This window comes from Gemmatimonadota bacterium (assembly GCA_026387915.1).
In the GTDB taxonomy this organism is placed as follows: domain Bacteria; phylum Gemmatimonadota; class Gemmatimonadetes; order Gemmatimonadales; family Gemmatimonadaceae; genus Fen-1231.
In genome coordinates this window covers 1-14,806 of the sequence record JAPLKS010000002.1, presented here as the reverse complement: position 1 = coordinate 14,806, position 14,806 = coordinate 1, and the positions used below count along the sequence as shown (strand labels likewise).

General features: G+C 64.3%; 13 protein-coding genes. 4 read left to right on the top strand and 9 right to left on the bottom strand.

Translation table 11 applies throughout. The annotated features are described in order from the left end of the window. Positions 1 to 97: 97 nt before the first annotated feature. Positions 98 to 763, top strand: a complete 666-nt coding sequence (locus NTZ43_00260) for a hypothetical protein (GenBank protein ID MCX5765650.1) — start codon at positions 98 to 100, stop codon at positions 761 to 763. Between the two features lie 36 nt (positions 764 to 799). Here NTZ43_00260 and apaG read toward each other — a convergent pair whose 3' ends face one another. The 3 genes from apaG to NTZ43_00245 all read right to left on the bottom strand — a co-directional run bounded on the left by apaG (position 800) and on the right by NTZ43_00245 (position 4,641). Next, a complete protein-coding gene (gene apaG, locus NTZ43_00255) occupies positions 800 to 1,180 on the bottom strand; it encodes a Co2+/Mg2+ efflux protein ApaG (GenBank protein MCX5765649.1) in 381 nt (126 codons plus the stop codon). A 112-nt stretch (positions 1,181 to 1,292) separates the two neighbouring features. After that, positions 1,293 to 3,446 carry a TonB-dependent receptor gene (locus tag NTZ43_00250; GenBank protein ID MCX5765648.1) on the bottom strand — a complete coding sequence of 718 codons (2,154 nt, stop codon included), beginning with the start codon at positions 3,444 to 3,446 and terminating at the stop codon, positions 1,293 to 1,295. 76 nt (positions 3,447 to 3,522) lie between these two features. Continuing rightward, on the bottom strand, positions 3,523 to 4,641 hold the full coding sequence (locus NTZ43_00245; GenBank protein ID MCX5765647.1) for a sugar phosphate nucleotidyltransferase: 1,119 nt from the start codon (positions 4,639 to 4,641) through the stop codon (positions 3,523 to 3,525). 54 nt (positions 4,642 to 4,695) lie between these two features. Between NTZ43_00245 and NTZ43_00240 the strand changes: the two genes are divergently transcribed. Further along, positions 4,696 to 6,768, top strand: a complete 2,073-nt coding sequence (locus NTZ43_00240) for a patatin-like phospholipase family protein (GenBank protein MCX5765646.1) — start codon at positions 4,696 to 4,698, stop codon at positions 6,766 to 6,768. 48 nt (positions 6,769 to 6,816) lie between these two features. Continuing rightward, a complete protein-coding gene (locus NTZ43_00235; GenBank protein ID MCX5765645.1) occupies positions 6,817 to 7,587 on the top strand; it encodes a hypothetical protein in 771 nt (256 codons plus the stop codon). A 23-nt stretch (positions 7,588 to 7,610) separates the two neighbouring features. Here the strand turns inward: NTZ43_00235 and NTZ43_00230 are convergent, their stop codons facing one another. From NTZ43_00230 to NTZ43_00205, 6 genes are all read right to left on the bottom strand, one after another. Beyond that, on the bottom strand, positions 7,611 to 7,973 hold the full coding sequence (locus NTZ43_00230) for a metalloregulator ArsR/SmtB family transcription factor (GenBank protein MCX5765644.1): 363 nt from the start codon (positions 7,971 to 7,973) through the stop codon (positions 7,611 to 7,613). A gap of 8 nt (positions 7,974 to 7,981) precedes the next feature. Then, positions 7,982 to 8,521: a YeeE/YedE thiosulfate transporter family protein gene (locus tag NTZ43_00225; GenBank protein ID MCX5765643.1), complete on the bottom strand. Its 540-nt coding sequence runs from the start codon at positions 8,519 to 8,521 to the stop codon at positions 7,982 to 7,984. Position 8,522: 1 nt separating this feature from the next. Next, on the bottom strand, positions 8,523 to 9,062 hold the full coding sequence (locus NTZ43_00220) for a YeeE/YedE thiosulfate transporter family protein (GenBank protein MCX5765642.1): 540 nt from the start codon (positions 9,060 to 9,062) through the stop codon (positions 8,523 to 8,525). Positions 9,063 to 9,102: 40 nt separating this feature from the next. Continuing rightward, a complete protein-coding gene (locus NTZ43_00215) occupies positions 9,103 to 9,681 on the bottom strand; it encodes a cytochrome c (protein ID MCX5765641.1) in 579 nt (192 codons plus the stop codon). Positions 9,682 to 9,745: 64 nt separating this feature from the next. Continuing rightward, positions 9,746 to 10,993 carry a sulfite dehydrogenase gene (gene soxC, locus NTZ43_00210; GenBank protein MCX5765640.1) on the bottom strand — a complete coding sequence of 416 codons (1,248 nt, stop codon included), beginning with the start codon at positions 10,991 to 10,993 and terminating at the stop codon, positions 9,746 to 9,748. Further along, the gene (locus NTZ43_00205; GenBank protein ID MCX5765639.1) at positions 10,990 to 11,976 is read right to left on the bottom strand and encodes a c-type cytochrome; all 987 of its coding nucleotides are present in this window, start codon (positions 11,974 to 11,976) and stop codon (positions 10,990 to 10,992) included. Before NTZ43_00205 ends, soxC begins: the two co-directional genes overlap by 4 nt. 242 nt (positions 11,977 to 12,218) lie before the next feature. Between NTZ43_00205 and NTZ43_00200 the strand changes: the two genes are divergently transcribed. Continuing rightward, positions 12,219 to 14,806 (top strand): zinc-dependent metalloprotease (locus NTZ43_00200; protein MCX5765638.1); only part of this gene is annotated, 2,588 nt, incomplete at its 3' end.

The window sequence follows — 14,806 nt, the reverse complement described above, 5'->3', positions numbered from 1 at the left end:
GAACACCGTGTCTGTGCGGTGGATCACAAAACCCGCGCGACCCGCACCGAGAATTACAAACCTCTACGGAGCTTGAATAGTTCACAGGTTGAGGAATATGATACCCCACGGGCGCGACATCGGCACCTGTGCGGCGGGCCGTCTGGCGCCACCGTGCGCGGCCAGCGATTTTAGCGTGGTGAGCGAAGACTCCGACGGCATCCCACTAGGCCAGCGCATGGACGACTGGTGCGAAGGACGCGCCTGGCATTGGCGCGCCCTGATCCTAGTGCTGTTCGTCTGGCAGGCCGTGCGCTGTCTGCAGGACCCGATGGGCCCGAATCTCTTTGGCGGCATCAACTTTGGCGCGCACGAGTTCGGGCACCTCTTCTTCTCCTTCGGCGGCGAGTGGCTGACGGTGGCCGGCGGCAGCCTGATGCAGTTGCTTGTACCGATTGGCGCGGCGGCGGCGCTCGCCGTGACGGCGCAGGACTGGTTCGGCGTAGCCGCGTGCGGCACCTGGCTGGCCTCGAGCTTCGCGAATCTCGCCCCGTACATTGCCGACGCACGCGCCCAAGACCTTGACCTGCTCAGCTTTTCAGAGGACGGCGCGGGTCACGACTGGCACTATCTGCTGGCACACGCGGGACGATTGAAGCAGGACACCGCCATCGCGCGCAGCGTGAAGTTCGTCAGCGCGCTCGTCCTTGTGATTTCGGTGCTCTTCGCGCTGTCCTTACTGCTCCGCATGGCCCGCTCAAAGAAACCAGCCGCGATGCGCTAAACGCGAGGCACGCCGTCACGGCGGCCGACCGCTCGACTAACTCGACGAGTTCTGCCACTCGCCAGCGGCGAGTGTGAAGCGCGGAATGGCGGCATCAAAACGCGTGGAGTCGGCGCGCACAAAGCGATACTCGCCCTCCATGTGCCCATTGGCGGACTTGAGCACACAGAAGCTCTGATACTCGTGCACCGCGCCTGGGATGAGCAACGGCTGTTCGCCCACCACGCCGTCTCCCGCCACTTCGGTGTCTTCGCCAATTGAGTCGTGAATGCGCCAGCGGCGCGAGAGCAGCTGCACCGACTGCGTCGCCGTGTTCTCCACGCGCACAAAATACGCAAACACAAACTGCTGCTGCTCCGGAATCGACTGTTCAGGCAGATACACAGGACGGACGGTCACGCGAATGCCGTCGGTCATGCGGTAGAAAAAAGTCGAGTTCGGTGACATGAAGTGTTGAGGTGCCGTCCAAAGAAGCGCGTCGCAGGTAGCCTTCTAAATAATACGATGAACGGCACCGCGCCATCAACCGCTACCTCAACCGCTCAAACGACAGCGACAGCAGTAACTGCCTCGGCAACCCGGGCTCATATGCCACCGGCACACCATTGACGACATCCGGATTCAGAAATGCCGACCCGATATACCGCTTGTCCGTCAGATTCTGCACGCGGACGGCACCGCGCACCCCCAACCCGTTGCCGAGGTCGAATGGCGTCGTCGCGACAATGCCGATATCAAAAACCAACTCAGACGGCACCCGCACCGTGTTGGCATCGTCGAGGAAGTAGCCGCTCGTCTGCTGCGTGCCGAGCTGGAACCGCAGGCCGCCCAATCCCTCGGGAAGCCAGCCGAGCGTCACGTGGACCATCGCGTCGGGAACCCCGACCACTTTATTCCCACTGTAGTTGGCGAACTTGCCCGGCTTGCCGTAGTGCACGGAGTCCACGAGGTACGTCTTGTACTCCGCGTTCATCAATGTCACCGCGCTCTCAAGCGACAGCCCGCCCGCCGCGCGCAGCGTCAGCCCCAACTCTGCACCCGTGCGCTGCGCCTTGCCGGCGGTGAAATAGAACCGTCCGCCTCGGTACGGTACGATTTCGTTGGACATACTGGTCAGGAACACGGCGGCATCGTACGAGAGTTCCTGCAAGAACGCCCCGCCCAGGCCGAGCACGTGCCGCGTGCCAAATTCGTAGGTCGTGGACCGCACCGGCTCCAGCAGCGGATTGATAGCCGTGACGGTGTCCTGCCCAAAGGTGCTGGAGGGGTCCGTCTCGTTCCCCGCCGGCACTTCAAAGCCTCCGCCAACGCTCACATACCAGCTGTGCGTGGGATTCACCTTGTAGGTGAGCCCGATCTTAGGCGTGACGCCGGTGAAGCTCTTCGTGGTGTTCAGCTGGGGCGTAATGTTGCTGTTATAGGTATAGGTCGCCGCGTCGTAGCGCGCACCGACGCTCACCGCCCAATCAGCCCCGACCGCGAGGTCTTCATTCACGAACACCCCAAAGTTGTTCGCGCCTTCGCGTTTGTTGTCGCGGAGGTCGGTGGCACGGCCACCGGCAGGCGTCAGACCGTAGAACAGAATCGTGCCGTCCTGGTACGCCAGGTCAGTGCCGGCCGAGAACGTCCCCTTGAGATCGTTGCTCAAGGTGCCCGTCGCGTGATACACGGCGTTTCCGCCCACGTGATAGCGATTGAAATCGCGGTACGTCCCGCGCTCTGACCGCTGCAGATACTTGGGCGCCACGAAGAGCATCGTGCTAAAGCCCTGCGTCTCGTCGATCGTGTGGTTGAGCGTGAGCCCGAGCCGGCCGATGACGTTGTCGCGACGCTCGAGCCGAGTGAGATAGGTCGCGTTGGCCTGTTGTGGGTTTGCGTCGACCTGCGCCTGCGTGAGTGGGCCGGGAATGTTGAACTTGTTGTGCGTCACCATCAGCAACGCGCCGAACGTCGTGCGATCGCCGAGGGGCGCCATTACTCCGCCATCGAACAAAGCACGCGTGGCCTGCGAGTTCGGACGCCACCCGTCGTACCCCGAGTTCACGAACGTGCCGAACAGACGTGCAGCGCCCGCGAGTGTGCCGCCCTTCACCGCAAACCGCTTGAGTCCGTCGCCACCAATCACCGTCTCAGCGTCGGCAAACGGGGAGCTGTACTCCGGCACGGTATTGATATTGATCACGCCACCCGCCGCATTGCCCCAGAGGGCCGATGCGTTGGAGCGCACGACTTCGATTTTGGAAACGGCCGCGAGGTCCACGCCGTCGAACGACGTGCGACCGTCGGGCTCGGTCTCGGGAATGCCATTGAGGAGAATGCGCACACCGCGCGCGGTCCCCGCATTGGAGCGATCGCCCGCCCCGCGCGCGCCAAAGCCGCGAATCGTGAGACGAATGTCGCCACTGCCGGAGCGCGACTGGGCCAAGACCCCTGGCACATGCGCGAGCGCGTCGTTGAGGCCGAAGCCACTGCGGCCGGCCCACTCTTCACGGGAGACGGTGGTCACCGCCAGCGGCGTGGAAAAAAGCGGCAGTCCAGAGCGGCTCGCGGTGACAGTCACGCTCGGCAACTTGGCCTTGGCGCTGTCGCTCGGTGCGGTGGGCGGCGCGGCTTGCTGCGCGCTGACGGTGGCAGAAAGCCCGAACACCAGAGCGGCGGCGAAGAGCGGTCTCAACGAAACCATGAATGCAACCCTCGTGTCAGGTCGGGTGAACGTCCGAGGCCGAGCCCAGACTGGCCGGACGCGCATTCATAATAAATTAATGTACGCTCTGCCCGCTAGGGTTTATCCGCATACTGCCGGGGAGCGCGTCGAGCATCGGCTTGAGGTCATTCGCCCGCTCCAGCGTCGTCACAAACGTCAGCCCGTTGAGTGACACCACCAACAGTTGCGACACGCCGTACATCACCACGCTCCCGCGCTCCGCGTGCACGACGTTCCCGGTGGCGTCCACGAACGACACCTCCCCAAGCGCACCGTTCCCGTCGTCGTCGAGCTCGCGCGCACGCCGCAGGCTCGCCCACGTGCCCACGTCGTCCCAGCCGCAGTCACAGGGGAGCACCAGCATGCGCTCGGTGCGCTCCAACAGTCCGCGTTCTAGCCCAACGGAGCGAATCGCCTGCACGAATAACGGCAAGTCGCCCGCCGCGAGCGCCGGAAGCCCGGGCGCAATCTCGGGCGTGCAGTCACGGAGTTCACTGAGAAACCGCTTGGCGCTCCCCATCACCACACCGCTGTGCCAGAGCGCATCGTCACCCACGAGCGCACGCGCTTCTTGTTCCGACGGCTTCTCCACAAACGACGCCACAGGACGCGCGCCAGCCGCAGCGAACGGCGCATCGGCATCGAGCAGCGCACCCGGCACGTGATAGCCAAACTGTGGTTCGGCCCGCGTGGCCCGCACGCCGAGGGCCACAAGCGCGTCGTCACTCTGCGCGATAGACGCCGCGCGCCGTATCCCCTCGCGGAACGCCCCCGGAAACCCGATGGCGAGATCGGCATGGACCGCGCACAGTAGCGTCTCTGGGCCTGCACGGCGTGCCACTTCCTGCGCGGCCCACGCGAGCGCCGCCGCCGTTCCAAGAGGGCGTGGCTCAATTAAGACATTGGCCTCCGGCACCTCCTGCACCACCGAACGAATAGCTGGCGCAATGTCTCGGCTCGTGGCAATCAGCACACGCTCGGGTGGAATGAGCGGCTGGAGGCGTCCCACCGTGTCGGCCAGCAAGGGACTGCCACTCACCAGCGCGAGGAGCGGCTTCGGGCGCGCCGGCGTGCTCAGCGGCCAAAAGCGCGAGCCAATACCTCCCGCGAAGACCACCGCCCACATCGTCGACGACGCCGCCGTGTCGTACACGGCGGCACTCTGTGGCGTCACGAGGGTTCCGGTATAATCGCGTGGCATCGACGGATAACATACTATGTTTAGGGGGTGCGCCGCATCGTCACCTCCCTCCTGCTGGCGAGTTCGCTCGCCTCGGCCGCGCGCGCGCAGGTCAACGCGTGCGTGCCCGCCAAGACCGCACTCGTGCTGGCGGGTGGCGGCGCCAAAGGGTTTGCCCACATCGGTGTGCTGCAGACCCTCGACAGCCTCGGCATCAAACCCGACCTGATTGTTGGCACCAGTATTGGCGCGATTATGGGAGGCCTCTACGCCTCCGGCTACTCGGCGCACGAAGTGGACAGCGTGATGCGCGTGCTCCCCATTGAGCGGGTGATTCGCCGCTATGAGCCCAGCGTCTCCGCCTCACTCGGCGTGGTGCGCCCCGTGGCGGTGTGGGAACTCGGGCAGTCGGGCTACGTGCTGCAGAGCGGGGCGGTGCGCGAAGGCGAGGTGAACGCGCTCGTGTCAGCGATGATGTTGCGCGGCAATCTCATTGCGCGGGGCTCGTTTGACTCGCTCCCCATTCCCTTCCGCGCCGTCGCCGCCGATCTCGCGACACGCGACCCCGTCGTCCTTTCGTCTGGTGACCTCGGCCGCGCCGTACGTGCCAGTGCGGCACTGCCGCTGGTGTTTCGACCGGTGCAGGACGGCAACCGTTGGCTCACCGACGGTGGACTCGCCGACAACGTGCCGTTCTCTGTTGCGCGTGAGTTAGGCGCGCAGCGCGTGTGGGTTTCCACGCTCCCGTACGGCGCCCCCGAAGCCTCCGCGCTCGAAGATCCAGTGCAGCTGTGGATCTCGCTCATGAGTTCGCTCTTCCGCGAGGATGCGCTCATTCCCGCGGTGGGCGATGTGATGATTGTGAGTCCCACGCAGAAAATGGCGAACCTCGACTTCACGCGTCGTGCCGGCGACTCGCTCATTGCAATGGGGCGCGCGTCGTCACGTGAGGCGTTCGCCAAAGCCACGTGCGTCAACCCACTGGGCGAAGCGCGCCAACGGCCGTTGCCCCACGTCACCACGACCTTTTCGGTTACCGGCGGCGACGCCGTGGACAAAGGCGCGGTAACGGCCGACCTCGGGCTTGTGAGTGGCGGCGGCGTGCCCCTCGCGCGGCTCCAGAACGGCCTGCTCACTATCGGAAAATCTGAGCGCTATCGCTCGCTCTGGCTCGGCCCCACCGGCTCCGGCGATTCCGTGGCCTTCCAACCGGCGCTACAACCCGCACCGCAAAAAGCGTTCGGGCTCGGCATCGCCTACGATCAGTTCATGTCTGGCCGACTCTGGCTCGGCGGCGTGAATCGCTCGCTCTGGGACGGCAACGCCGAGGGCTCGCTGCTCATGCGCGTCGGCACATACGCACAGGATCTCACCGCCTTTGTACGGCGACGCGCGCAGGTCGGCACCCGATCGCTTCCGCTGGCGTGGGAACTCTCGGTGATGCACGAGAGCGTGCGCAGCTTCTACGGCAAGACAGAACTAGCCGGCGTGGAAAACCGACAGATCCAAGCGTTCTTCGGTTTACGCGAAGACCCGACACCAGGCGCGTGGCGTTACGAGATTGGTCTCGAATCGCGCTTCTGGCGTGAGACCGCGAAAGAGCCACGCGGCGCCGTAGGCGTACGTGCGCGCCTGCTCCGCGCGCGGAGCGAGTACGAAATGGGGAGCACTGTCGACATCACGGCGCTCAACGATTACCAGCGCGTGGCGCTCGACCTCTCGTCGCAATGGGGGGATGCCGACACCGACGTGCGCCTCCGACTGCGCGCGGGATGGGCGCACCGAATGCCGGCAAACTTCCTCTTCTCGCTCGCCGGCCCCGACGGTTTTGCTGGCTTTCGTATTGGGGAACTCCTCGGCTCCCAAGAGCTCTTTAGCAGCATCTTGGTTCGTAGTTCGATCAACGAGTTCCTGCGCTGGCGGGTCGAGCTGATGGCCGGCGAAGTCAGCCAGGGCTACGGCGTCCTGCGGAAATATCCGGGCACCGTCAACGGCGTCATCCTCACTGGGCTGCGCGCCGGGTTCGAAGCCACCACCCCGCTGGGCCCCATCCGCTTGGAGCAAGGCTTCAGCCAGAGCGGCGAACGGTCGACACTCATTCGCGTGGGATACTGGTTCTAACTGTAGCGGACGCGAACATTTCCGTCGGCACCTGCGTTAATCACACATATGAAACGCATCCTCCTCGCCTCTCTGCTTTTCGCGGCGCCGCTCGCAGCGCAAGCCAACTACGAAATCCAGATTTACCCCTCGGAAACGGCCCCAAAGGGCGCGACGCTCTTTGAGTTGCACAGCAACTTCACGGGTACTGGCCGTTCGAAGATTGAAAACGGCGTCCTCCCCACGCACCAAGCCTTTCACGAGACGCTCGAGATCACGCACGGCTTTAGCGAGATCTTTGAAGTGGGCTTTTACGTGTTTGCCAACGCGCGCGCCGGCGACGGCTTGCAGGTGGTGGGCTCGCATATCCGCCCGCGCATTCGCGTGCCCGAGGAGTGGAAGCTCCCGGTTGGACTGAGCCTCTCCGCCGAAGTGGGCCCGACGCAGCGGAAGTTCGACGAAGCCGAGTGGGGAGTGGAACTGCGGCCGATTGTGGATCAGACCATCGGCAACTTTTACTGGGCCTTTAATCCCACGATCGGCTGGGCCCTCAAGGGCGACGCCGCTGGAAAGGGCTACCGGGCGATGGAGTTTGAGCCGTCGGGCAAAGTGTCGTGGAAGCCAACGGAAAAAGCAGCGTTTGGCTTTGAGTACTACGCCTCCACCGGCACGATCGGTCGGATGGCGCCGTCAAATGAGCAGCAGCACATGCTCTACCCGACGATCGATCTCTACCTCAGCGAAGACTGGGAGTTCAACGCCGGATTCGGCTTTCAGCTTTCCGGAAGCGGCGACAAGAACATCCTCAAGATGATCGTCGGGCGCCGCTTCACCTTCTAGCGTCCCGCGCGGAGGCTTCACGATTAGCCCTCGTGAAGCATCCGCGCCGCGATCATTTCCTGCGCAGAGATCGCGTCGGACTCTAGGCGATCGCACATCAGCTCGCACAGCGAAAGGACGCGCGCATCGGCCAGCTGGTAATGCACGTACGGTCCTTCGCGGCGGCGGATCACAAAACCCGCCTGGCAAAGCACCGTCATATGCTTCGACAAATTGGCCTGCGAAATTTTCGTCTCCGCCAGTAACGAGGCGGCCGACCGTTCTCCATCGGCGAGCGTGTGCAAGAGCTCAAGCCGCGCCGGCTCGCCGAGCACTCGAAAGTGCCCGGCGACCAGGTCGAACAACTCGCGGGATGGAACCCGCTTGCCGCTCATCGCGTCTGGCATTCGGGATCTCAGCTCTTCGCCTTGGCGCCGGGTTCCGTCGGGAGCAACGCCACAATGCCAAGGAACACAATCCCCAGCACCACGGCCACGGCCACGGCGGGCGCGTGCAGCACGTCGGCCAACGTGATCTTCCCGAAGTCCATAAGCTTGTTCATCGGTGCGACAATCGTGGTGAAGGTGAGCGTAAAAGCCAGCGCTCCCACCACGCCGCCCACGATGGACCAGATCGCATCGCGACGCCCTTCGCCAATGCCCACCACGCAGGTGCCGGGGCAGTAGCCGCCCACCCCAAAGCCCACACCAAACACCAGCCCGCCCACGAGCACGCCTACGACGTACGTCGGCTTGATGTCGAAGTGCATTGGCGTCACGAGATTGAGCAGATACACGAGAATCGTACCAATGGCGATGGTGGTCGCCATGAACTTGATGATCGAGAGATTCTCGAGGCGCAGATTACGCGCGATCATCCCTGGGCTCGACGCGCGCACGCGCTGAATCAACGCGCCCATCGCAAGGCCCACGAGCAATGCATAGATGCGGTCCATGTTAGCGCCCTCCGGCGTTGAGCATCTTCGCCGTGAAAATGCCGCTGGCAAAGACGCCGGCCGCAAAGATCAGTCCGCTCACCGAGAGTTGGGTAATGCCTGAGATGATGTGGCCGCTCGTGCACCCGCCCGCGATGCGCGCCCCAAAGATGATCAGGAAGCCGCCCAGAAAAGCGTCGCGATAACGCGCCGACACCGTCTTTTCGCCAGCGTGCACCATCTCCGTTTCAGGCGAGGCTTCGCGATTCATGCGCGACGCCAAAAAGCCGCCGATCAGCAGGCCGATCACCAGAAAAGTTTCGGGCTTGAGCAGCGAGCCCATCTTCACGAGATACGGATTCGCGGCCGCATACTCCGGCGTCACGCGGCGCAGAATGGCGCCAATGAACCGCGGATACGTGCCGCTCACACCGATCGGCGCCCAGAGCGCAATCGATGCCGCGCTCACCACGCCAAAAATGACGCCGAGCCGTGCCCACGAGGGGATTCCTTTTCCAGCAGTGGCCGCCATCGGCGGCGCGTGCGCTACGGGACTTGTCATGCTGATCTCCTGAGGAATGGGACGTACGCGCCAACGACAATCACTTCAGCTCCGAACCGCCTCGCCGATTGTCTTTCACAAAGCGATCATGATACGGCATCTTCACGCGCACCAACGACGCCGAATCGAGCGTGGCATCGGCGGCGATGACTTTATTGGCCGCGAGTAAATGCGCGGTGAGCGCATACACTTCGTCGTTGCTGAGCGAACCCGGCGCGGTGTGAGGCATCGCGCGCCGCACATAGTCAAAGACGGTCACGGCCTCGGGCCAGTAGTTGCCAATGGTCTTCGTGATCTTCGGGTCGTTGGCAAAGGCAAAACCCTCGCCCTTGGGGTCGCGCCCCACGAGCGCCGGAAAGGCGGGCGCCATCCCCTCGCCATTGGCGCCGTGGCATTGCTGACACTTTTGCTGAAAGAGCGCGGCGCCTTCGGCAACGGAGCCGTGGCCAGGCGGCAACCCATGGCCGTCCGGCGCGGCATCAATGTCGAGCGCGGCGATCTCCTGCGGCGTCGCAGCGCGACCCAACTCGTAGCGCGCCGGTGTGTCGCGCCCGGCGCACGACGCTACCGTCAGGACTGCCAACGCCAACAGTAGCGACGAACCGATCGCGGCCGTCACGCCTCTCCGGTGAGGCCGCCGGACCCATGTGCCGCGCGCTGCAGCGCTATTTGAGTTCGGCATCTCAGCTCTCCCCGTGAAAAAACAGGTGCCCGTCGGCCGCCACGCGCCAGCCAACGATTTGATTGAAATGGAAATCCGTACCGAGGCCGCGCACCTTGATCAGCGCGGCACGCGTGGGTTGCACGTAGCCCGTGTCGTCCGTGGCCCGAGAGAGGAGCACCGACTCAGTGCCATCCCACTTCCACTGATGCGTGAACCGCACGTGCGCCTTCGCGAGCGGCGTGCCGTGCAACTCGGCATCGGCCCAGCTGCGACCGTTGTCCGTGCTCACTTCCACGCGACGAATCGCGCCGCGCCCGCTCCACGCAAGCCCCGTCACCGGCCACCAGCCTTTGACGATGGTGCGCGGAAAGGCCGGCGACGTGATGATGGATTTTGCGTCCATTTCAAAGCTGTACTGACGCGCCGTGCCGTCGGGGAGCGGATCGGTGTACTTCGACGTCTCCCAACGCGTCGCCCACGGGCGAGTGCCGAGTTCGAGACGGCGCAACCACTTCACGTTGGTGTTCCCTTCCCAGCCAGGCAGCAAGAGGCGGAGCGGAAACCCCTGCTCAGGACGTAGCGGTTCGCCATTCTGCGCCCACACCACGAGGGCATCGTCCATTGCCTTCTCGAGCGGAATAGAACGCGTCATCACACACGCGTCGCCCCCCTCGGCGAGAAACCACGACGCACTCGCCTCTACGCCCGCTTCCGCGAGGAGCACGCGAAGTGGAACGCCCGTCCACTCACTGTTGCCGGTGAGCCCGGCCACTTTCTGCGGTGTCATGTCAGGCTTGGGATCGCGATATGCCGCGCGACCATTGCCCGAGCACTCTACGAAGTACGTGCGCGTGACCTGCGGAAAACGCTGCACATCCGCCACCGAAAATACGAGCGGACGCTTCACGAGTCCGTGAATCATTAAAGTGTGCTTGGCCGGATCAATCCGCGGCACGCCCGCGTGGTGCCGTTCAAAGTGCAAATCTGCCGGCGTGATAGTGCCGGTGAGATCCTGCAACGGTGTGAGCGAGCTACCAGTGACTTCCCCGTACGGCGTGCGCGTTGGGGTCACGAAAGTGGAGCGCGTGCCCACCTGCGAGGTGGGCGCGCCTTGCAGCTTGGTGGGATCGTCCGGAATCGGCGGTGGAAGCACGGGGGGCGTGCTGCTCGGTACGCGCTGCTGCCCTGCGGCAGCATTCGGCGCACCAGCCAACACGGCACCGCCAATCAACCCTGCAGCGCCCGCGAGCAAGTCGCGCCGCTTCACTGTTTTGCTCCTCGCGTGAGTACGCTCGCCGGATTTGGCACCACCGCGCCCTGCGGATTCGCGCGCGTCACCAACTTTGTGGGAGGACGGTGCGGCGCATGTCCCTTGGTGGCATACGGCACATCGGCGGGCGCGCCGCCGGTTGGCCAATCGCCTTCCTTGCCTGGCGAGTCCGGACGTTCGTGCGAGTTAATAAACGCGGCCACGTCAAACGCTTCCTGTGGCAGCAATGTCCCGGGAGCGCTCTGCGGCATGTTGTGCGAGATAAAACTCGCGGCGCGTTCTTCGCGCGCCATGGACGCGCCAATCGAATACGACTTGGGGCCCCAGAGTGCCGGAATCGGACCCAGCCCTGCGCCATCCTTCTGGTGACAGACGATGCACTTCCCTTCGAACACGGCGCGTCCGCGCGTGGTGTCGCCCACCAGCGTGTCCTTCATGGAGATCAAACCATCGGCACCGGCGATCTTTTTGCCGACCGGAACGTCATGCGAGATAAAAGCGAGATAGGCGAGAATGTCCACCATCTCTCGGCTGCCCACTGGAATGGCATTGCCGGCCAGCGAGCGTGTGAAGCAGTAGTTGACGCGGTCGGCGAGCGAAATCACCGCACCGCTGCGCGTCATGTATTTGGGAAAGCGCGCCTGAGAGCCGGTGAGCGGTGCGGCGCTCGCCTTGAGCCCGTCGTCCTGATGGCAGCTGGTGCAGCGCAACGCAGATGTGGCAAAAGCGGGGAGGCTCTCTGGGGTGAAGCGCACCAGATACAGTCCGCGGCGGATACTCTTGCCGAGTGAGTCGGCGGGAATGTCAGCTTCGCGAGGGGGCTTCCAGGCCGCTTCGTCGAAATGGACGGCGGACGTGGCGCCCGGAGCGGTCTTCGCGGCGTATTTCGTGTCGCTCGCACTGCACGCCGCGAGCGCAAAAAACGCGGCGAGCGGAGCGGCGGCCACGAGGTGGCGGGCAAATTTGGCGGCTGAGAACATCACGTCACTCCCGGTTACTTGCGGTTTCCCGTACAACGATATGGGAATGGAGAAAAGTCCGCTAGTCCCACCTACCCATCCCCAACTCCTCCCCAACCCCTCTCGACCCCCTCCCCAACCCCTCCCAACCCCGGACGCCGCCAACGCTGTTACGCGAATCTGCGTTCTCTAAATAGTTGTCCCGTCCTACGTCCGGCCCGCCCCGCGTGCCGGCGGTTTTTCCCACCCACCCGAGATCGCCCATGCGCAGTCTCTCCCTACTTTCCCTGGCGACTGCGGTTGTCGTGGTGAGCTGCTCGCAGCCCGCCCCGGCCCCCGCTCCCACGCCAACGCCCCCTGCCGGCGCTCGCGCTGGTGGAGCGCCCTCCACTCCTCGCCCTGACTCAGCAGCACCCGACGCGCCCGCTGGTGGACGCGGCGGCGCCAATGCCGGCCGAGCCGGCGGCGCTGGCGCTGCCGGTGGTGGCGCAGGCGGCGCACTGGCCGACGCCAACCCGCAGCCCTACGGCCGCGTCGTCACCGGCGAAGCCAAGAGCCGCAACGGACTCTTCAAGACCATCCGCATTGGCGCGCGGCTGCTCTTTGAGATTCCGCGCAATCAGCTCGGCAAGGACCAGCTCTTGGTCACCGAAATCGCCAAGACCGTACTTGGGTCTGGCTACGGCGGGCAGAGCGTGAGCAATCGCGTGTTCCGTTGGGAGCGTCGCGAGAATCGCGTGTATCTCCGCAGTGTGAGCTACGAAGCGATCGCCGATCCCTCGAGCATTGAATACCGCGCCGTGATGGACGCGAACGTCAATCCGATTGTGAGCGTGTTCAACGTCGAGTCCTACGGCGCCGACAGCTCAATGGTCATCGACGTCACGCGCCTCTTCACGCAACCGCCAGCCGAACTCGGCCCCGGCACCCGTATTCCGGGCACCGTGGACGCCACGCGCTCGTGGATTGAGAGCGCCACGCCGTTTGTCGACAATGTGAACGTGTATGCCACCCTTACCTTCGCGCAGGCCGGCGGCGGTGGTGGACGTGGCGCTGCGGCCCCGACGCCGGCTGGACGCGGTGGCGCCGCGCCGAACACGAATCCGTCGAACACCATCGTGATGTCGTGGAGCTTCCACCGTCTCCCCGACACGCCCATGCAGGCGCGCTATTGCGACGACCGTGTTGGCTATTTCATGATGCGCACCACCGACTACACCGATCGCAACAACAAGGTGAGCCCCAAGTGCTTCATCACGCGCTATCGCCTCGAGAAGAAGGATCCGTCGGCGGCGATGTCGGAGCCGGTGAAGCCGATCGTGTACTACATCGATCCCGCGACGCCCAAGAAGTGGGTGCCCTGGTTCAAGAAGGCCATTGAAGATTGGCAGCCCGCTTTTGAAGCCGCGGGCTTCAAGAATGCGATTATCGCCAAGGAAGCGCCGAACGATCCCGATTGGTCGCCGGAAGATGCGCGCTACTCCGTGGTGCGTTGGCTCCCCTCGACCACCGAGAATGCCAGCGGTCCCAACGTGCACGACCCGCGCTCGGGCGAAATCCTGAACGCGCACATTCAGTTCTATCACAACGTCGAGCACCTCGTGCTCACCTGGTACTGGACGCAGGCCGCCGCAGTGGATCCGCGCGCGCGCATGTTCCCGTACCCCGATTCGCTGATGGGGCGGTTGCTCGAGTACGTGCTCGCCCACGAAGTGGGACACACGCTCGGCTTCCAGCACAACATGAAGGCGAGCGCCACGTATCCCGTGGATTCGCTGCGCAGCGCGAGCTTCCTCAAGCAGTGGGGCCACACCCCCACGCTCATGGATTATTCGCGCTTCAACTACCTCGTGCAGCCCGAAGACAAGGTTCCGGTAGAACTGCTGACGCCGGAAATCGGACCGTACGACAAGTGGGCGACGATGTGGGGCTACAAGCCCATTCCTGGCATGACCGCTGAAACCGAGCGCGCGACGCTCGATCAGTGGGCGCGTGAGCAAGACACCAAGCCGTGGCTGCGCTTCTCCACGCAGGGGCAGGCCGGTTCTGACCCAGGCGACGAAACCGAAGCTGTGGGCGACCAGGACGCGGTGAAAGCCACAGGCTGGGGCATCAAGAACATCAAGCGCGAAATGGCCTACCTCGCGCCGACGACGGTGAAGCCGCTTGAGCCGTCGGACGACCTGAACGACCTGTACGGGCGCCTGATTGGTCAGTGGCGCACCGAACTCACGCACGTGACGAACATTGTTGGCGGCGCTGAGACGCAGGAAAAGTATGGCAGCCAGCCGGGCGCGCGCTTTACGCCGGTGAGCAAGGCCCGTCAGCAGGGCGCGGTGAAGTTCCTCGGCGAGAACGCGTTCGCCACGCCGACGTTCTTCCTCGACGACGCCATCCTCCGTCGTATCGAGCCGTCGGGCGCGGTGGCCCGCATTGTGTCGGCGCAGTCGGCCATTCTAAACTCGCTGCTCCAGAATGCACGACTCGCGCGCGTGGCCGAGTATGACGGTGGCAACAAGAGCACCGGCTACTCGATTATTGATCTGCTTGAGGATACGCGCCACGGACTCTTTGGTGAGCTGGCGAAGGGAGAGAAGGTCGACGTGTATCGCCGCTCGCTGCAGCGGTCGTACGTTGAGGCCCTCAATCTCAAGCTCAACCCAGCAGCGGCAGGCGCCGCGGCCGGTCGTGGGGGTGGCGGCGGTGGTGGTGCTGGCCGTCCCGTGTCGCCGACGCTTGATCCGAAGCTCACCGACATCAACCCGTCCGTTCGCGCGGAGCTGCGCGCCCTCGACGCGGAGCTGAAGGCGGCGCAGGGGAAGACGAGCGACAAGGTGACGAAGGCGCACCT

Coding starts and splice junctions, on each gene's coding strand:
- NTZ43_00220 (MCX5765642.1), bottom strand. CDS start 9,062: ATGACAAGTCCCGTAGCGCACGCGCCGCCGATGGCGGCCACTGCTGGA.
- NTZ43_00225 (MCX5765643.1), bottom strand. CDS start 8,521: ATGGACCGCATCTATGCATTGCTCGTGGGCCTTGCGATGGGCGCGTTG.
- NTZ43_00205 (MCX5765639.1), bottom strand. CDS start 11,976: ATGTTCTCAGCCGCCAAATTTGCCCGCCACCTCGTGGCCGCCGCTCCG.
- NTZ43_00250 (MCX5765648.1), bottom strand. CDS start 3,446: ATGGTTTCGTTGAGACCGCTCTTCGCCGCCGCTCTGGTGTTCGGGCTT.
- apaG (MCX5765649.1), bottom strand. CDS start 1,180: ATGACCGACGGCATTCGCGTGACCGTCCGTCCTGTGTATCTGCCTGAA.
- NTZ43_00235 (MCX5765645.1), top strand. CDS start 6,817: ATGAAACGCATCCTCCTCGCCTCTCTGCTTTTCGCGGCGCCGCTCGCA.
- NTZ43_00260 (MCX5765650.1), top strand. CDS start 98: ATGATACCCCACGGGCGCGACATCGGCACCTGTGCGGCGGGCCGTCTG.
- NTZ43_00230 (MCX5765644.1), bottom strand. CDS start 7,973: ATGCCAGACGCGATGAGCGGCAAGCGGGTTCCATCCCGCGAGTTGTTC.